12 protein-coding genes and 5 pseudogenes are annotated in these 18,862 nt (G+C 67.0%); 2 read left to right on the plus strand and 15 right to left on the minus strand.

Going from position 1 to position 18,862, the window contains the following annotated elements:
* Positions 1-48 precede the first annotated feature (48 nt).
* Both GVO57_RS04950 and GVO57_RS04955 read left to right on the plus strand, forming a co-directional pair.
* Positions 49-1,232 (plus strand): annotated as a pseudogene (locus tag GVO57_RS04950) (acetyl-CoA C-acetyltransferase).
* A gap of 368 nt (positions 1,233-1,600) precedes the next feature.
* Positions 1,601-4,558, plus strand: coding sequence for a TonB-dependent receptor domain-containing protein (locus tag GVO57_RS04955; protein WP_160592232.1), 2,958 nt, complete (start codon positions 1,601-1,603; stop codon positions 4,556-4,558).
* 189 nt (positions 4,559-4,747) lie between these two features.
* Here GVO57_RS04955 and GVO57_RS04960 read toward each other — a convergent pair whose 3' ends face one another.
* The 15 genes and pseudogenes from GVO57_RS04960 to GVO57_RS05025 form a co-directional block, all read right to left on the minus strand.
* Complete coding sequence (locus GVO57_RS04960; RefSeq protein ID WP_160593831.1) at positions 4,748-5,782, minus strand: alanine racemase; 1,035 nt, start codon at positions 5,780-5,782, stop codon at positions 4,748-4,750.
* A gap of 125 nt (positions 5,783-5,907) precedes the next feature.
* On the minus strand, positions 5,908-7,470 hold the full coding sequence (locus GVO57_RS04965; protein ID WP_160592233.1) for an MFS transporter: 1,563 nt from the start codon (positions 7,468-7,470) through the stop codon (positions 5,908-5,910).
* A gap of 95 nt (positions 7,471-7,565) precedes the next feature.
* Positions 7,566-7,899, minus strand: a pseudogene (locus tag GVO57_RS04970) (tRNA-binding protein).
* 49 nt (positions 7,900-7,948) lie between these two features.
* Positions 7,949-8,787 (minus strand): annotated as a pseudogene (locus GVO57_RS04975) (class I SAM-dependent methyltransferase).
* An 82-nt stretch (positions 8,788-8,869) separates the two neighbouring features.
* On the minus strand, positions 8,870-9,847 hold the full coding sequence (locus GVO57_RS04980; protein WP_160592234.1) for an alpha/beta hydrolase family esterase: 978 nt from the start codon (positions 9,845-9,847) through the stop codon (positions 8,870-8,872).
* 138 nt (positions 9,848-9,985) lie between these two features.
* Positions 9,986-11,503: a CpaF family protein gene (locus GVO57_RS04985; protein WP_160592235.1), complete on the minus strand. Its 1,518-nt coding sequence runs from the start codon at positions 11,501-11,503 to the stop codon at positions 9,986-9,988.
* A gap of 104 nt (positions 11,504-11,607) precedes the next feature.
* Positions 11,608-11,733 (minus strand): annotated as a pseudogene (locus GVO57_RS15580) (PEPxxWA-CTERM sorting domain-containing protein); the annotation flags it as partial.
* 87 nt (positions 11,734-11,820) lie between these two features.
* Positions 11,821-12,615 (minus strand): annotated as a pseudogene (locus GVO57_RS04990) (SGNH/GDSL hydrolase family protein); the annotation flags it as partial.
* Positions 12,616-12,806: 191 nt separating this feature from the next.
* A complete protein-coding gene (locus tag GVO57_RS04995; RefSeq protein ID WP_160592237.1) occupies positions 12,807-13,061 on the minus strand; it encodes an ATP synthase F1 subunit epsilon in 255 nt (84 codons plus the stop codon).
* A gap of 1 nt (position 13,062) precedes the next feature.
* Positions 13,063-13,581, minus strand: coding sequence for a hypothetical protein (locus GVO57_RS05000; RefSeq protein WP_160592238.1), 519 nt, complete (start codon positions 13,579-13,581; stop codon positions 13,063-13,065).
* On the minus strand, positions 13,578-15,032 hold the full coding sequence (atpD, locus tag GVO57_RS05005) for a F0F1 ATP synthase subunit beta (protein ID WP_160593832.1): 1,455 nt from the start codon (positions 15,030-15,032) through the stop codon (positions 13,578-13,580). The genes GVO57_RS05000 and atpD overlap by 4 nt, the downstream gene beginning before the upstream one ends.
* A 65-nt stretch (positions 15,033-15,097) precedes the next feature.
* On the minus strand, positions 15,098-15,649 hold the full coding sequence (locus GVO57_RS05010) for an NMCC_0638 family (lipo)protein (RefSeq protein WP_160592239.1): 552 nt from the start codon (positions 15,647-15,649) through the stop codon (positions 15,098-15,100).
* Positions 15,646-16,530 (minus strand): F0F1 ATP synthase subunit gamma, encoded by an 885-nt coding sequence (locus GVO57_RS05015; protein WP_160592240.1) that lies wholly within the window; start codon positions 16,528-16,530, stop codon positions 15,646-15,648. Before GVO57_RS05015 ends, GVO57_RS05010 begins: the two co-directional genes overlap by 4 nt.
* A gap of 93 nt (positions 16,531-16,623) precedes the next feature.
* Positions 16,624-18,153 carry a F0F1 ATP synthase subunit alpha gene (gene atpA / locus GVO57_RS05020; protein ID WP_160592241.1) on the minus strand — a complete coding sequence of 510 codons (1,530 nt, stop codon included), beginning with the start codon at positions 18,151-18,153 and terminating at the stop codon, positions 16,624-16,626.
* Positions 18,154-18,155: 2 nt separating this feature from the next.
* Positions 18,156-18,710: a F0F1 ATP synthase subunit delta gene (locus GVO57_RS05025; RefSeq protein WP_160592242.1), complete on the minus strand. Its 555-nt coding sequence runs from the start codon at positions 18,708-18,710 to the stop codon at positions 18,156-18,158.
* Positions 18,711-18,862 lie beyond the last annotated feature (152 nt).

Genomic DNA, 18,862 nt, shown 5'->3' on the forward strand with positions numbered 1-18,862 from the left:
GGCCGGGCGACAACACATTACAGCACCGAACGCTTGAGGATCCCCGCCATGACCGACCCTAAACAGGATATCGTCATCACCGCCGCGCGGCGCACCCCCGTCGGCAGCTTCATGGGCAGCTTTGCCGCCACCCCCGCGCATGAACTGGGCCGCGTTGCGATCATGGCCGCGCTTGCCGATGCGGGCGTCGCCGGAGAGGATGTGTCCGAAGTCGTCCTGGGCCAGGTGCTGACCGCAGCCCAGGGGCAGAACCCGGCCCGCCAGGCGGCAATGGCCGCCGGCATCCCGCAGGAAGTACCGGCCTGGGGCGTCAACCAGGTCTGCGGCTCGGGCCTGCGCGCGGTGGCGACGGCTGCGCAGATGATCGCCGCCGGCGATGCAACGATCATGGTGGCGGGCGGACAGGAAAACATGTCGCTCAGCCCCATGCCCAGGCGCTGCGCGCCGGGGCGAAAATGGGCGCGGTCGAGCTGGTCGACACGATGATCAGGGACGGCCTGACCGACGTGTTCAACGGCTATCACATGGGCATCACGGCTGAAAATCTGGCCGAGCGTTACCAGATCGGCCGTGCCGAGCAGGATGCGTTCGCCGCCCAGTCCCAGAACAAGGCCGAACGCGCCCGCGCCGATGGCCGCTTTGCGGGCGAAATCGCGCCCGTCACCGTCAAGGGCCGCAAGGGCGATGTGGTGGTCGACCGGGACGAGTTCATCCGCGACGGCGTGACCGCCGACGCCCTGTCGGGCCTGCGCCCGGCATTCAAGAAGGACGGCACCGTAACCGCCGGCAATGCATCGGGCATCAATGACGGCGCGGCCGCGTTGGTACTGATGAGCCGGGCTGAGGCGGAACGGCGCGGTGCGCCGGTGCTGGCGCGCATCGCCGGCTGGGCCTCTTCGGGCGTCGACCCGGCGGTGATGGGGATCGGCCCCGCCCCCGCCAGCCGCCGCGCGCTTGCCCGCGCGGGATGGAGCATCGGCGACCTTGATCTCATCGAGGCGAACGAGGCCTTTGCCGCCCAGGCGCTGGCGGTGGGCCGCGAACTGGGCTGGGATCCGGAGCGGGTGAACGTCAATGGCGGCGCGATCGCGATCGGCCACCCGATCGGGGCCAGCGGGGCGCGAATCCTCGTCACGCTCCTCCATGAAATGCAGCGCCGCGACGCGAAAAAGGGGCTTGCCACCTTGTGCATCGGCGGCGGCATGGGCGTCGCGCTTTGCGTGGAGCGCTGACTCATTGCCGGTGCTGATCGCTGTGATTTGCGATCGGCCTTAACCTAAGTTGTTGTTTCTGAACGTCGCCCCGGTCGCGCCCCCGCGCGGCCGGGGCGTTTTGCGTTGCGGAAATGCAACACCCGGGCGGGTTATGAACAGTTTGTGAATTCCTTTGGATTCACGATCTTGCAATGTCCGTGAAATTTTCGTTCGTAAACGGCGGTTCAAGCGCTTCGGCGCTGCTCAAGACCGGGGGATTTATGTCATCTTATCGCTTTCTGGCGGCCACTGCGCTCGCCGGTATTTCTCTGATCGCAGTTGCCGCGCCAGCGCAGGCGCAGGTCAGTGACGCCACTACGACGGCGGCGTCGACCGAAGAAGAAAAAGTGATCACGGTCACCGGCTCGCGTATCCGTCGCTCGACCGCATTCGACACGCTCGAGCCGGCGCTCGTCATCAGCGCCGAGTATCTCGACAGCCGCGCGCTGACCAACGTCGCCGACGCGCTCAACGAGTTGCCGGGCTTTGGTGTCGGCGTCACGCCGGAAGGCGGTCAGTCCGGCTTCGGCGTCGGCCAGAACTTCGTCAACCGGTTCGGCCTCGGCTCGGCCCGCACGTTGACGGTGGTGAACGGCCGTCGCTTCGTGTCGTCGAACGCCCCGACCATTTTCGGTCCGGCGGCGGCGGGGCTTCAGGTCGACCTGAACGTCATTCCGTCGATCATGGTGGACCGCATCGACAATCTGAGCATCGGCGGTGCGCCGACCTATGGCTCGGACGCAATCGCGGGCACGGTCAACATCATCCTGCGTGAAAAGTTCCAGGGTTTTGAGGTTCGTGCCCTGGGCGGCATTACCCAGCGCGGTGACGCCGAGCGTTATTCGTTCCAGGCTCTGGCCGGGTTCAACTTCGGCGCCGATGATCGCGGCAACTTCATGATCTCGGGCAGCTATGACAAGGCGAACGGCCTGATCTCGACCGAGCGTCGTCGTTTCGCGCAGGGGCTGACCGCGCGCCCGAACCCGCTGGCATCGTCGGTTGCCGCCGGCCGTACGCCGGGCAATGACGGCCGTCTCTTCAACACGCCGTTCAACACCGGCAACAACGACAATATCCCGAACTCGGTCTACATCCGTGACGACCGGTTCAGCGTGTTCACCGGCGGCGGCCTGCTGTTCCCGGCGACGGGCGCGTTCAACCTTGCGACCGGTGCGCCGCGCGGCTTCGGTGCGGCCGGCACCACCAATCTGGCGTTCAACAGCCAGGGCCGTCTTTTCGACTTCAATCCTGGCACGCCGTTCGGCAACAACAATGCCAGCGGCGGCGATGGTTTCAACCTGAATGAAACCCTGCCGCTGCTCAGCCCGCTCGAGCGTTACACCGCGACCGCGCAGCTGCATTACGAAGTGGCGGACAATATCCGGTTCTTCAGTGAAGGCACCTTCTACCGGGCCGATTCGCTCGAGCTCGTCGACCAGCCGATCTACCAGTCGAACCTGTTCGGCGGTCTGTCGGGCCCGCTGACCTTCTCCGCGAATGACCCGCGCCTGCACCCGGACGATCGGGCGCGGCTGGCGGCGCTGGGCGTCACCGATTTTCGTCTGACCCGTGCGTCGCGCGACATCGTCGAAAACAACGCTCGCGGTCGCAACCAGCTGTACCGCATCGTTGGCGGCTTTGACGGCTCGTTCGAGATCGGCGGTCGTAAGTTCTACTGGGAAGCCTCGGCCAATTATGGCCGCTCGACCGGCACCTACACCCAGACGGTTCTCGATCAGCAGCGTTTCTCGAATGCGATCAACGTGACCACCAACGCGCAGGGCCAGATCGTCTGTAATCCGACGCCGACGCGCAACGTCGCGCCGGGCGGGGTGGCCCCGATCGCCGATGCCGCGTGCGTGCCGCTCAACGTGTTCGGCGAAGGTATCCCGTCGCAGGCCGCGCTTGATTATGTGACGACCCGCACCCGCACGCGCGCCGTGCTCGAACAGCAGGTCTACAACATCAACGTCAGCGGCTCGCCGTTCTCGCTCTGGGCAGGGGATGTCAGCGTCGTCGCCGGCTTCGAGCACCGTGTCGAAAGCGGCGCGTTCCGCCCGGATGCGTTCCAGATCGCCGGTCGCGGCCGCGCGGTGGCGATCCTCGGCAACCAGGGCAGCTTCTCGACCCGGGAAGTGTTCGGCGAAGTGCTGGTGCCGCTGATCTCGCCGCAGAACGACATCAAGTTCTTCCACCGCCTCGAGTTTGAAGGGAAGATCCGCTACGTCGACAATACGGTGAACGGCGGCTTCACCGCCTATACGCTGGGCGGCCGGTGGGAACCGGTTCGCGACATGCAGATCCGCGGGAACTTCACCCGTTCGCTGCGCGCCCCGGCGATCACCGAGCTGTTCACGCCGATCTCGAACATCTTCACGGCGGTTCCGGATCCGTGCGACTCGCGCAACGTCAATGGCGGTGCGCGGCCGGATGTGCGCCGGGCGAACTGTGCGGCCTTCTATCGGCAGTTCAACCTCAACCCGGCGAGCTTCCAGTCGTCGGCGAACGATGCGACCATCCCGGGCATCTCCGGCGGTGATCCCAATCTCGACAATGAACGGTCGAACAGCTGGACGGTCGGCGTCGTGCTGCAGCCGCGCGGTGTGCCGGGCCTTCGCCTGGCTGCTGACTGGCAGCAGATCACGATCCGTGGCCCGATCGCCAATCTGACCGCGGCCCAGATTGCATCCGGGTGCTTCGACAACACCAACTTCGATACGACCGATGTCACCCGGGCGAACAGCTTCTGCGAGCGCATCACCCGTCTGCCCAATGGCCAGATCGTCAGCGATCCGCAGACCCCGGGCATCCGCACAGGCTTCGTCAATGGCGAACGGATCGATTTCCGCGGCGCGACCGCCGAGATCGGCTACAACTTCAGCATCGACAAGGTCGGTCAGTTCGACATCAACGCTACCCTGTTCCATCTCGACCGGCTTGATTTCAACATCAACGGGATCGTGCCGGATCCGAGCGTTGCCGAACTGGGCAACTCGCGCTGGCAGGGCCAGCTGAACCTTGGCTACACCCGTGGCCGGTTCGGCTGGGATATCCAGGCCAACTTCGTCAGCGCGGCGGCGATCAATATTCTCGACGTGTTCGAGACCCGTGATCGTATCCGCTTCGACGAACAGATCCTGTGGAACACCACGCTGTCGTACAAGTTGCGTGAGAACAGCGTCATCCGTCTGACGGTGACCAACCTGTTCGACATCGATCCGCCCTATCCGCTGGCGGGTGCGGCGATCGGTGCCTATGATACGCTGGGTCGGCGCGCGGCGCTCCAGCTGATCCATAAGTTCTGATCCGGCATTCACGCCGAACATGGAAAGGGCCGGTCGTTTGACCGGCCCTTTCTGTTTTGCGGATCAGATGCGCCGCACCGGCCCGTCGGCCGGCATCTCACGCCGTTATGGCGAAGCTGAAACAAGGCAGTGGGCAGCACCGGGCTGCCGTGCAGCAAAGCGGAATCACGCCCGTGAGCGGGACGCAGGTCAGGCCCAGATGCGCGCGAAACGCCCGCCAAGGCCGGTCAGCAGCTCATACTGGCTGATCCCCGCCGCCTGGGCGGTCGCGGGCAAGGCGAAATCAAGGCCCAGCCAGTCACCCTCGCGCAGGTCGGGGGCGTTGGTCACATCGACCGCGACCAGATCCATCGACACCCGACCGCGCAACGGCAGCCGCCGGTCTCCGGCCAGCGCCACGCCATGCCCGGTCAGCGCGCGCGGATAGCCATCGGCATAGCCGAGGTTGAGGATCGCGATCTCGCTGTCGACCGGGGCGGTCCACAGCGCGTTATAGCCGACGCCTGCCCCCGCAGGGACAAGGCGGCGCTGGATGATCTGCGCCTCGGGGAAAGCCACCTGCGCGATCGCACCCGCCGCCTCGCCGCGCGGCACGCCGCCATAAAGCGCGAGGCCCGGCCGGGTCAGGTCGAACGCATAATCGGGGCCCAGACAGATGCCGGCCGAGTTGGCGAGGCTCAGCCGCCGGTGCGCGACATGCGGCGCGACATCGTGCAGAGCGGCGCGCTGCGCGGCGTTCGACGCCCGGTCCTCATCTGCCGAGGCGAGGTGGCTCATCAGCGTGTCGACCGCGATCCCGTCGAGCAGCCCGGCACCCACGTCAGCCGGCGACAGGCCCAGCCGGCTGATCCCGGTATCGACCATCAAATCGCATGCCCCGCCCCCGGCGGCGCGCCAGCGCTGCACCTGTTCGGGGCTGTTGAGCACCGGCCGCGCATCGACGCTGGCCGCCAGCGCCATATCCTCGGCCCTGATCCCGTGCAGCACCGACAGCGCGACCCCGGCGGGCAGCGGCATCAGCGCCGCCGCCTCCGCCCAGGTTGCGACGAAGAAATCGCGGCACCCGGCGGCCGCCAGCCGCTCCATCACCGCGCGCGCGCCAAGGCCATAGCCATCGGCCTTGATCGCGGCACCACAGGCCGCAGCGCCGCCCCGCGCGCGGAGCCAGCGCCAGTTGGCGACAAGGGCAGCGCCGTCGAGGCGCAGGCGGAGCGGGGCAGCGATCGTCACACCCCCGGGGCTAGAGCATTTTGAAGCCGGGTGGAATCACCCGGCGACCGGGAAAATGCGGCCACGCAACAGCCCGGAGCGGGCCGGCCGGTGTCAGCCCGGCCCGGCCCGCCCGCTCCTCACCCATGCAGGTCGAGATCGCCGCGCTTCAGGAACAGCGCCGTCACCAGCGCCGCCATCGCCACCACCGCCCAGCAATACCAGAGGCCCGAATAGGGATCGCCGGTCTTGGCGATGATCAGCTGGCTGACAAAGGGCAGGAAGCCGCCGAAATAGCCGGTGCCGATATGATAGGGGATCGACATCGAGCTGTAGCGGATGCGCGCCGGGAACAGCTCGGTCAGCAGCGCCGCGACCGGGCCATAGGTCATGCCCGACAGCGCGCTCAGCGCCATGATGCCGGCCAGGATGACGAGGATGTCGGTCGTGCCCGGCCGCACCCGGCCGAGATCATAGCCCGCCTCGGCCAGTGCCTTGTCCAGCTCCGCGGCGGTCGGATAGTCGCCCGCGCTCATCCGCGCATCGCCGATGATCACGCCGGTCAGGCTGGCGTCGGTCGAATAGGGAACGCCGCGTTTGGACAGCATGTCGAGCGCCTGGCCGCACGGCGTCGCCTGGGTCTTGGCAAAGGGGTTGTAGCGGCAATCCGCGCCGCCGACGACGATCGGCGCGCGCCGCGCGGCATCCGACAGCCCCGGATTGGCGGCATTGCCCATCATCGTGAAGATCGGAAACAGGAACAGCAGCGTCAGCAGATAGCCGACCAGGATCGGCGTCTTGCGGCCGACCTTGTCCGACAGCCAGCCGAACAGCACGAAGAAGATCAGCCCCGCCGCCGCACCCAGCCCGACGAGCAGCTGCGCGACAGCCGGTTCGAGCTTCATCGCGTTCTGGAGGAAATAGAGCGCCTGGAACATCGCCGTGTACCAGATCACCGTCAGCCCCGCCGCGATCCCGAACAGGGCGACGAACAGCCGACGGCCATTGCCCGGATAGGTGAAGGTTTCCTTGAGCGGGTTCTGCGCCGTCTCCCCGGCTTCCTTCATCGCGCGAAAGACCGGGCTTTCCGACAGTTTCAGCCGCATCCACAGCGAGATGGCGAGCAGCACGAGCGAGAACAGGAACGGGATCCGCCAGCCCCAGGCGTTCCACGCCGCCTCGCCCAGCACCATCTCGGTCGCCAGCACGACCGCCAATGACAGGATGAAGCCGCCGGCGACCGACCCCTGGATGAAGCTGGTGTAAAAGCCGCGCCGCGCGGCGCTTGCATGTTCGGCAACATAGATGGCCGCACCGCCATATTCGCCGCCCAGCGCCAGCCCCTGGACGACGCGGAGGAGGAGCAGGATCACCGGCGCCGCCACGCCGATGGTCGCGGCCGATGGCACCATGCCGACCGCCGCTGTTGCCAGCCCCATCAGCGTGATGGTGACGAGAAATGTGTATTTGCGCCCCAGCCGGTCGCCCAGATAGCCGAACAGCACCGCGCCCAGCGGCCTGACGCCGAAGCCGACCGCAAAGCCCGCCAGCGCGAGCAGCAGCTGCGCGACCTCGCTGTCGGCGGGAAAGAAGGTCCGCCCGATGATCGCGGCCAGCGTGCCGTAGATGAAGAAATCATACCATTCGAACACGGTGCCGAGCGCGGAGGCGGTGATCACCAGCCGCACATCGCTGGTGCTCATTTCCTCGTCCGGTCGGGCTGCCAGGCTTGCCACGCGGTTCATCCCCCCTGTCGTTCCGCTTGTCGCTGGGCCCATCTGCTAAAGAGGGTTGCGGTTCAGAACAACCGCCCTCCGTCGGGGACCGGTCTGTCAGGTGCGACCAGCACGATCGCCCCGTCGGCATCGGGCAGGCCGAGCGTCAGCACTTCCGACATCATCGGGCCGATCTGGCGCGGGGGGGAAGTTGACCACGGCCAGCACCTGCCGGCCGATCAGCGTTTCGGGGGCGTAATGGCGGGTGATCTGGGCGCTCGATTTCCTGCGCCCCAGTTCGGGTCCGAAATCGATCACCAGCCGGATCGCCGGCTTGCGTGCTTCGGGAAAGGGTTCGGCGGCGACGATGGTGCCGGCGCGGATGTCGACCCGCGCGAAATCGTCCCAGCTGATCATCGGGCAAGCGGCCGGGCCGCGACATGGTCTGCGCGGCCCGGCCGGGCGGTCATTTGGCGGGCTTGACGAACTTGAGCGTCATGCGGTCGCTCTCGCCGATCGCGGCATAGCGCGCGCGGTCGGTGTCGCCTTCGGCAAAGCTTGGCGGCAGCGTCCACACGCCCTTGGGGTAATCGGCGGTGTCCTCGGGGTTGGCGTTGACCTCGGACGCGCCGGCAAAGCGGAAGCCGGCGGCTTCGGCCAGGCGGCGGACGGTCGACGTCTTCAGATAGCCGCTCGACTGTTCGCGCGCGGCGTCCGCCGCCTCGGGCAGCCGGTGCTCGACAATGCCGAGCACGCCGCCGGGCTTGAGCATTTCGAACATCTCGCGGAACGCCTTTTCGGCATAATCGGCCTTGGCCGGATCGCCCGAACCCATCCGCCAGTTATGCACGTTGCGGAAGGTCAGCACGACATCGGCGGTGCCGGGCGCGACCGGCGTGCCCCCCAGAAAGCCCGGAAAGCTCGCCTGGCCGACCTTGCCGTACAGCGCCGCATCGGTGGCGAGGAATTTGGCATAGCGGTCGGCGGCGCGCAGCGGCTGGGCGCCGATCAGTCTGCCTCTTGCCGCCAGATAGGGGCGAGGATCTCGGTGTACCAGCCGCCCATCGGCCAGATTTCGACCACCGTGTCGGTCGGCTTGACGCCGAAAAAGCTCAGCGTCTCGACCGGGTGGCGATATTGGTCGCGGGCGCGGTTCGCGGCGCTGCGATGCGCGCCCGCCGCCGCCTGTTCCAGCGCCTTGCGCTCGACGCCGGACGCGGGTTTGCCCGCTGCCCCGGCCATGGTTGCGCCCGCCCCGCCCAGGGCCACGGCCGCAAGCAGGGCCGCGATGATCTTCGCTCGCATCGGCATTCCTCCATTGTCGCTGTGTGGCCGACATTGGTGGCTCGCCATGACAGTTGCAAGTCGGGCCCGTGCGGTTCGTCGGTCAGCGCATCCTTTGGTCGAAAAACGCCCAGGCCTCCTCGGCGAACTCGATGTCGCGATTCTGGGGCGCGGTGTCGGCGTCCTGGCGGACCGACAGGCTTGGCACCTTGTGCCCGCCGCCGTCGAGCCGCCACCAGATCACCGGGGCGGTGCCGGCATAGACATGCTCGACCGCCGGGCCGCCATCGCCGGTGTCGCGCTCGACCGTGCGGATGATCGGCGTGACGCCGGCGAGCGCATTGATCTGGAGAAAGCGGTCGCGCGTCGCCACCGCCGAAATCACCCGCCCGCGCACGCACAGCGGCGCATCGGCAACACAGCCGCCCGGATAGGGCATCAGCACCGTATCCCCGGTCGCCATCGTCATCAGCGCGGGCACGGCGCGCTGCGGCCCGGTGGTGCACAGCCCGGCCTCGGGCCGTTCGGGCAGCTGGCCGGCCGAGGTCGCGATGGCGGCGATGCGGTCGGCGCGTTCAAAGGCATAGCGGAAGGTCATCAGCGCGCCGTTGGAATGCCCGGTCATGAACACCGCGCCCGCGCCCAGCCCCAGCTCGCTCTGCAGCCGCGCGATCAGCGCGTCGAGAAAGGCGGTGTCGCGCGCCTGTTCCTCGACCGCCGGGGCGTCGCTGCGGCAGTCGTTCCAGTTGCCGTCGATCGCGCTTGGATAGACGGCGGCGAAACCGGCCCGGTCGGCAACCGTGCGGAACACCGACTGGGCGGACTGGGTCGCCGCATTGAGGCCGTTGCCGCCGCCGCCATGCAGCACCAGCACCAGCGCGCGCGGCCGGCCCGATGGCGGCATATGGATCAGGAAGCTGCGCTCGACCCCGTCGACCCGGATGGTCGCCGCGCTCAGCCCCGCCGGATAGGGGCCGGGGTGGGGCGGGCGTCGGGCCGGGCGGGGGCAGGGTGGGCGGCGGCACAGCCGGCGGTGCGGGTGCCGGAGCGGGCGCAGGCGCAGGCGCGCCGCCGCCGCCACAGCCCGCCAGGGTGAGCGCCAGGATCAGGCCAGGGATCAGGCGGGGGATCAGGGCAGGGGCGATGGTCCGGGTCATGTCACCTCCGCATGGCTGAACGCACACGGCCCGGCAAACCTTCGCGGTTCAACCCGTCAAGTTTACAGACATGCCTCGAGGAACGGCTGTTCGAACCCGAACTGTTTCGCCTTTTCAAGCGTGTAGGGCCTCAGGCCCATGGCGCGATATTCGCCGATGATCTTGCCGTCGGCGGTTTCGTCCAGATATTCGAACTTGAACAGTTCCTGGGTGACGATCACCGGGCCTTCCATCCCGATCACCTCGGTGATGTTGGTCACGCGGCGCGAACCGTCGCGCAGGCGCTTCACCTGCACGATCAGGTCGACCGAGTCGGCGATCTGGCGGCTGATCGCCTCTTTCGGCACCTTGATGTCGGACATCATCACCATGTTCTCCATACGCGCCAGCGCCTCGCGCGGGCTGTTGGAGTGCAGGGTGCACATCGACCCGTCATGGCCGGTGTTCATCGCCGCGAGCATGTCGAAACATTCCGAGCCGCGGATTTCGCCCAGGATGATCCGGTCCGGGCGCATACGCAGCGCGTTGATGACGAGATCGCGGATGGTGATCGCGCCCTGGCCTTCAAGATTGGCCGGGCGGGTTTCAAGCGGTAGCCAGTGCGGCTGCTGCAGCCGCAGCTCGGCTGCGTCCTCGATGGTGATCACGCGCTCGCCCGGATCGATCATCTTGGACAGGGCGTTGAGCATCGTCGTCTTGCCCGATCCGGTGCCGCCCGAAATCACGATGTTGAACCGGCAGGCCCCCGCGATCTTGAGCGCGGTCGCCATTTTCGGGCTCATCGAGCCAAAGCCCGCCATCATGTCGAGGGTGATCGGCTTGGCGGAGAATTTGCGGATCGAGATCGCCGTGCCGCGCAGCGACAGCGGCGGCACGATCACGTTGACGCGGCTGCCATCCTTCAGGCGCGCGTCGGCGAGCGGGGTGGTCTGGTCGACGCGGCGGCCGACCTGATTGACGATGCGCTGCGCGATCTGGAACAGATGCTCCTCGTCGCGGAACTGGATATTGGCCACCTCCAGCTTGCCCTTGCGCTCGACAAAGGTCTGGTCCGGGCCGTTCACCATGATGTCGGAGATGTTGGGATCGGCCAGCAGCTCCTCGAGCGGGCCGAGGCCGAGCAGCTCGTCGACCAGCACCTTTTCGAGCGCGAATTGCTCGCGGCGGTTGAGCGTCAGCTTCAGCTCGGCCAGCACCTCGCCGATGATCGGGCTGAACTCCTCGGCCAGCTCGTCCTTCGACAGGGCGGCGGCGGCTTCGGGATCGACGCGTTCGAGCAGACGCGGCAGCACCTGCTCCTTGATGCGGTGGATGGAGGCTTCGAACCCTTCCTGGCGGGACGCCGCGGCCTCGCCGGACGATGCCTCGCGGCTCGCCAGCCGGGCCATCGCATCCATCTGCACCGGCGCGGCGGTGTCGCCATCGATGCCGGGCAGCGGCGGGAATTGTTCGGCGCTGGGCGGCGTGTCGACCGGGCGCGGCGCGGGTGCGGGCGCGCCGCCCTGCATCGGCCGGGCGACCCCGAAGGCGGGACGGCTGGGCAGGCCGGCCGCTCCCCCGCGTTTGCCAAAAGCGCTCATCCCTGTGCGTCACCTTCCATATCTGTCCCGGTGAATAAGCCGGAAACTTTTACGGAAGTGCTAACCGGGGTCAGGCAGGCAAGGCGGGGGAGGGCAAGGGGCCTCTACGCGTGCGCGCGCGCGAGGCGTGCGGACGCGACCGTCATGCCGGCGCGACGCCGCCGGATCGCGGTGCCGACCACGCCGAACCCGGCGATCATCATCGCCCAGCTTGCCGGTTCGGGCACCGGGGCGAGGTTGAACTGGGTGACCATGTCGCGGAACAGCGCCGACTGGACGGCCGCTGTCGGGTGGACGCCGTCGAACGAGAAGATGCCGGCGCAGCCGGTCGCCTGGGCACGGGCCTGGATGCAGGTGGTGTCGGTGCGCATGGTCGGCAGGCCGAGCGACCCCGGATCGTTCGCCACGCGGCCGAAAAAGTCGATATAGGAATAGCGCATCAGATTGGTGTCGGACGCGAGCGTCAGCCCGTCCAGCCGCGCCTGAAGCAGCTGGTCGACCTTCAGCGCGAGCGGGTCGGTCGAGTTCGGGATGCCGGTGATCAGGATGTTGCGCGCCCCCAGCTGGTCGAGCGTCGTCACCGCATTGGCATAGATGCTGACCAGCGCCTCGATATAGGCTTCGGCATTGCCGACCGGATTGAGCGCATTGGGATTGCCGGCAGCGAAGCGGCCCAGTGCGAAGATATCGTTGCCGCCCATGTTCAGGATGTAGAGCGCGTCGGCATCGCCCGCGGCCGCACCTTGCCGGGCGGCATAGGCACCCAGCTGCGGCGTCAGGTCGGGGATCGTGTCGGTCGTGTCGCTGACGATGCGCGCGCCGCCAAAGGCGAAATTGTTGCCGCCGCGCAGCGACGCGGTCGTGGCCGTGCCGAACAGCTGGTAGTTGATATAGTCGACATAGTTATAGCCGTTGGTGAACCGGCCGGGGAAATAGCCCACCGCCTGATTCGGCGTCGCGCCGCCGGTAACGACGGCGATGTTGCCGGCATCCACCAGGCTGTCGCCGAACACATAGAGCGCCGAGAATCGCGGGTTTGCCGTAGCGGCAGAACCATGTGCCGCCAGCAGTGCCGCGCAGGCTGTGGCCGCCATCTTCAGGGCACGGATCATGTTCGTCCTCCTCTCCTTGTTGTTTTCAGGAGAAAAGGTGCGGAGCGATCGGGCCGCTGGCAAGGAAAATGGTTAAGCTTTGATGACCGCCGGCGGCACTGCACCGCCACGGGACAGATAGGCCGCCCGGATGTCCGTACGAAAGCAATGGCGCGTGCGGGGCCGCCGCGCGGCCCCGCTTATCGCCGGGTTCAGCCCGCCCGGTCGGCGAGCACCGTCAGCCCGCGATCATTGATCTCGGCAAAGCCGCCTTCGACGGGGATCGCCACCGGCTCCGCGCCCGGCGCGGCGAACACCAGCAACACGCCGTCGCGCAGCGTCGAGACGAAGGGCGCATGGCCTTCGAGCACGCCGAAATCGCCCTCGGTGCCGGGCACCGTCACCATATGGACGTCTTCGGACCGCACGAGCTTTTCCGGGGTCACGAGTTCGAAATGCAGGGGCATGTCACTTCTTCTCTTCTGGAGCGATCGTCACCATGATGAAGCCCTTGACCGGCTCCGGCTCGGGCTGGACCGTCATCCGCGCGGTAAGCCGGCGATCCTTCAGATCCCAGCCGAACCGCGTCTTGCGTGATTGCGAGTCCTGCTGCTTGACCGGCTCCGGCTTCCAAGTGCCGGGGATCGCGAACATGTCCGTCAGACGCTTCTCGACTGGAGCAGGCTCAGTGCCGAACACCATCACCATGCAGACGCCGCTGTCGTAGCCGACCGCCCAGGCCTGACCCTCGGTGGAGGGCGCGCCGGCGAACTGGGCGGACCCGTAGAGCGTGCTCTTCATCACCTTAAGTTGCGGCGGCGGCTCCGGACTGAAGATCAAACCGTTGCTTGCCATCGCCGTTGCGTTCTCGGCGACGATCGGCGCGTTCCCGAGGGCATGGCCGACACACTGCATCAGCGCCGTCCCCGCCGCCTGCTCGGGCGGCGGAGCGGCCGCCGCCGCGAGCGCGACAGCGAGCGCAATCACGCCGCTTCAGCCAGCTTCTTGGCCTTTTCGACCGCTTCGTCGATGCCGCCAACCATGTAGAAGGCAGCTTCGGGCAGATGGTCATATTCGCCGTTGACCACCGCCTTGAACGACCGGATCGTGTCGTCCAGCTGGACGAACTTGCCCGGAATGCCGGTGAACACTTCGGCGACGTGGAAGGGCTGCGACAGGAAGCGCTGGATCTTGCGCGCGCGGGCGACGGTCAGCTTGTCCTCTTCCGACAGCTCATCCATCCCGAGGATGGCGATGATGTCCTGCAGCGACTTGTACTTCTGCAGGATCGACTGGACGGCGCGCGCGGTGTCGTAATGATCCTGGCCGACGACGCGCGGTTCGAGCACGCGGCTGGTCGAATCGAGCGGATCGACCGCCGGATAGATGCCCAGTTCCGAGATCGCGCGGCTGAGCACGGTCGTCGCGTCGAGGTGCGCGAACGAGGTGGCCGGCGCCGGGTCGGTCAGGTCGTCCGCGGGCACGTAGATCGCCTGCACCGAGGTGATCGAGCCCTTGTTGGTCGAGGTGATGCGTTCCTGCAGCGCGCCCATGTCGGTGGCGAGCGTCGGCTGATAGCCCACCGCCGAGGGGATGCGGCCGAGCAGCGCCGACACTTCCGAACCCGCCTGGGTGAAGCGGAAGATGTTGTCGACGAAGAACAGCACGTCCTGGCCTTCGACGTCGCGGAAATATTCGGCGATGGTCAGGCCCGACAGGGCGACGCGGGCGCGCGCGCCCGGCGGCTCGTTCATCTGGCCATAGACGAGCGCGACCTTCGACCCCTCGCTGGTCGGGTTGCCGTCGGCGTCCTTGGCGATGACGCCGGCGTCGAGGAACTCGTGATACAGGTCATTGCCTTCGCGGGTGCGCTCACCCACGCCCGCGAACACCGAGGTGCCGCCATGGCCCTTGGCGATGTTGTTGATCAGTTCCTGGATGAGCACGGTCTTGCCGACGCCCGCGCCGCCGAACAGGCCGATCTTGCCGCCCTTGGCATAGGGCGCGAGCAGGTCGATGACCTTGATGCCGGTGACGAGGATGCTCGCCTCGGTCGACTGATCGATGAAGGCCGGCGCTTCGGCATGGATCGGGGCATGGGTGTCGGCACCGATCGGGCCACGCTCGTCGATCGGCTCGCCGACCACGTTCATGATGCGGCCGAGCGTCTTGGGGCCGACCGGAACGCGGATCTGCGCGCCGGTGTCGGTCACCGGCTGGCCGCGGGTCAGACCCTCGGTCGAGTCCATCGCGATGGTGCGGACGAGGTTTTCTCCCAGATGCTGGGCGACCTCGAGCACAAGGCGCTGGCCGTTATTGTCGGTTTCGAGCGCCGACAGGATCGCCGGCAGCTGCTGATCGAAGGCGACGTCGACGACGGCGCCGATCACCTGCGAGATGCGGCCGGTGTTAGTAGCCGGGGCCACGCTTCTGTTCATCGCTTGGGGCTCGAGCATTACGACTTTCCTTACAGCTTACAGCGCTTGGGCGCCGCGATCCTAAATCAGTTTTGGGGTTTCACGAACGCGAATGTAATCAGGTGTTGGTGCTCACCTATACGTCTGTCGGACGACGTAAGAGCAATCGCTGAGGTGCGCCCCGAACTTTTGAGCTGAGCCGATCGGAATGTCAGTGTGGCATCCCCTTGTTTTCGGCTTTGTCCTACCGTCGGCTCGGCGTTTCCGGCTAACTCTCCAACCAGCGCCTCGTAAGCGGCTACAACGGAACCTTCCGCTGCTTCAGCGATCCGAACTTCGCAGATCCCGGCAGGGTTATAGCCCAAAAGAAAAATGCCATCGGATGGGCTCCGGATGGCCCAGCCTAAGCCCCCCGGCACTCCGTATATGCCGGTAACGACCGCGTCCGGAAGTTTCGCCGCAATAGGATTGGTAACGCCCAGAACCAAATTGGCTTTCGCCGACGAGCCCTCGGTGACGACGCAAAAAGCTTTGAACAGCCGCATCGCTTCCACGGCGCGTGCATCGCTTTCCGCAGACGCAGGGCTCGCAAACGCCAGGACAGCGAACAGCGGCGCGACTTTCAAAGCTTGCATCATAGAGCTTCCGCGCCCGAGATGATTTCGACCAGCTCCGTCGTGATCGCCGCCTGGCGGGTCCGGTTATACTGGATGGTCAGGCGGTTGATCATGTCGCCGGCGTTGCGCGTCGCATTGTCCATCGCGGTCATCTGCGCGCCGAAGAAGCCGGCCTGGTTTTCAAGCAGCGCCGAATAGATCTGGATCGCCACATTCTTGGGCAGCAGATCGGCGAGGATCGCTTCCTCGTCCGGCTCATATTCGACCGCCGCCGACGCGCCGGTGGCTGCCGCCGCATTGCCGGTGTCGATCGCCGCCGGGATGATCTGGCGCGCGACCGGTTCCTGCACCAGCGCCGACTGGAAGCGCGAGAAGATCAGGTGCGCGACGTCGAACTCGCCGGCGTCGAAGCGGGCGATCAGGTCGCGCGCGATCGCCTGCGCATCGTCGAACCGCGCGGTCTTCGCATGGCTCATGTCGTGATCGGCAAGGATCATCGACGGGAAGAAGCGGCGGATCGCCGCACGGCCCTTGCGCCCGACGATGTAGAAGCGGACCGTCTTGCCGGCGGCGATCAGCTCTTCGGCCTTGCGGCGCGCCAGGCGGACGATGTTGGTGTTGAAGCCGCCCGCCAGGCCGCGTTCCGACGTCGCGACGACGATCAGGTGCACGGCGTCGCGCCCGGTGCCCGCCAGCAGGCGCGGCGTGGCGGCGCTGATCGTCACCCGCCCGGCAAGCGAGGCCATCACCGCGCCCAGCCGTTCGGCATAGGGACGGCCGGCCATGGCCGCGTCCTGCGCGCGCTTCAGCTTGGCGGCGGCGACGGTCTTCATCGCCTTGGTGATCTTCTGCGTCGACTTCACCGAGCCGATGCGGATTTTGAGCGCCTTGAGACTGGCCATCTGGTCAAGCTTCCGGTCTGGCGGGCCGGCCGGGTGCGCTGTCGCCCCGGCCGCCTGCCGCAAACGGGAGGGAACGCCCCTCCCGTTCAGAGTTTACGCAAAGGTCTTCGCGAACTGGTCGAGCGCGGCCTTGAGCTTCGTCTTCACATCGTCGCCCAGATCGCGGCTGTCGCGGATCGCCGCCAGAATGCCGGCATGGTTGGCGCGCATGTCGGCGAGCATCGCGGCTTCATAGCGGGTGACCGCATCGACCGGGATCGCGTCGAGATAGCCGCTGGTGCCGGCAAAGATCGACACCGTCTGCTCTTCAAACGGCAGCGGGCTGAACTGCGGCTGCTTGAGCAGCTCGGTCAGGCGCGCACCGCGGTTGAGCAGCTTCTGGGTCGAGGCGTCGAGGTCCGAGCCGAACTGGGCGAAGGCCGCCATTTCGCGATACTGGGCCAGCTCCAGCTTGATCGAGCCGGACACCTTCTTCATCGCCTTGGTCTGCGCCGACGAGCCGACGCGGCTGACCGACAGGCCGACGTTGATCGCCGGGCGGATGCCCGCGAAGAACAGGTCGGTTTCAAGGAAGATCTGGCCGTCGGTGATCGAGATGACGTTGGTCGGGATGTAAGCCGACACGTCGCCCGCCTGCGTCTCGATGATCGGCAGCGCGGTCAGCGAGCCATTGCCATTGTCGTCGTTGAGCTTGGCCGCGCGCTCGAGCAGGCGGCTGTGCAGGTAGAACACGTCGCCCGGATAGGCTTCGCGGCCCGGCGGACGGCGCAGCAGCAGCGACATCTGGCGATAGGCGACCGCCTGCTTCGACAGATCGTCATAGACGATCAGCGCATGCATGCCGTTGTCGCGGAAATATTCGCCCATCGCGCACGCCGTATAGGGCGCGAGGAACTGCAGCGGGGCCGGATCGGACGCGGTCGCGGCGACGACGATCGAATAGTCCATCGCGCCGTTTTCTTCGAGCATCCGCACGATCTGCGCGACGGTCGAGCGCTTCTGACCAACGGCGACGTAGATGCAGTACAGCTTCTTCGATTCGTCGGTGCCGGCGTTGGCCGTCTTCTGGTTGATGAACGTGTCGATGGCGACGGCGGTCTTGCCGGTCTGGCGGTCGCCGATGATCAGTTCGCGCTGGCCGCGGCCGACGGGAACGAGCGCGTCGATCGCCTTCAGGCCGGTCTGCACCGGTTCGTGCACCGACTTGCGCGGGATGATGCCGGGGGCCTTCACATCGGCGCGGCGGCGCTCGGTGAACTCGATCGGGCCCTTGCCGTCGATCGGGTTGCCAAGGCCGTCGACCACGCGGCCGAGCAGGCCCTTGCCGACCGGCACGTCGACGATGGTGCCGGTGCGCTTGACGGTGTCGCCTTCGCGGATGCCGGCGTCGGAGCCGAAGATGACGACGCCGACATTGTCGGCTTCAAGGTTGAGCGCCATGCCCTGGATGCCGTTGGCGAACTCGACCATTTCGCCGGCCTGCACATTGTCCAGGCCCCAGACGCGCGCGATGCCGTCGCCGACCGACAGCACCTGGCCGGTTTCCGAGACCTGGGCCTCGGTGCCGAAGCTGGCGATCTGGTCCTTGATGACCTTCGAGATTTCTGCGGCGCGGATATCCATGATTAGCCTTTCATCGCGTGCGCGAGGGAGGAGAGACGGGTGCGGATCGAGCTGTCGATCATCTGGCTGCCGATGCGCACGACCAGACCGCCAAGAAGCGCGGGATCGACCTTGAGCGAGACCGAGACGTCGCGGCCGACGCGCCGGGCCAGTTCGGCCTTGAGGCTTGCCACCTGCGCGTCGTCGAGCGGATGGGCCGAGACGATCTCGGCGCTGGTTTCGCCGCGATGCTGGCGGGCGAGGATGCCGAAGGCGCGGATCACCGCCGGCAGTTCGGCCAGGCGGCGATTCTGGGCGAGGACGCCGAGGAAGCTGGCGGCGAGCGGATCAAGGCCGAGCGGCGCGGCGATGGCGGCCACGCCCTTGAGCGCGTCGGCGCGCGACAGCACCGGGCTGGTGGTCAGCGCGCGCAGATCGGCCGACTGGTCGAGCGCGTCGCTGAGCGTCGCCAGGCTGGTTTCGACCGGGCCGATGCGATCCTGTTCGCGCGCAAGCTCGAACAATGCCGTCGCATAGCGCCCTGCGAGGCTGGCCCCAATGCCGCCGGATGTCTCCACGCGCTCAATGTCCTCCAAGACAGGATAGCTTCCCCGCGACAAAGGGTGCGCGCGGACGCGCCCGGCGAGGTCGCGGCGCGGTTAGCAAAGCGCCCCCCGCGATGCAAGCCGCTCGCGCAGCCGGGCGCGGCTGGCCTTCCCCGCATCATCGG

Source organism: Sphingomonas changnyeongensis (assembly GCF_009913435.1).
GTDB lineage: Bacteria > Pseudomonadota > Alphaproteobacteria > Sphingomonadales > Sphingomonadaceae > Sphingomonas_B > Sphingomonas_B changnyeongensis.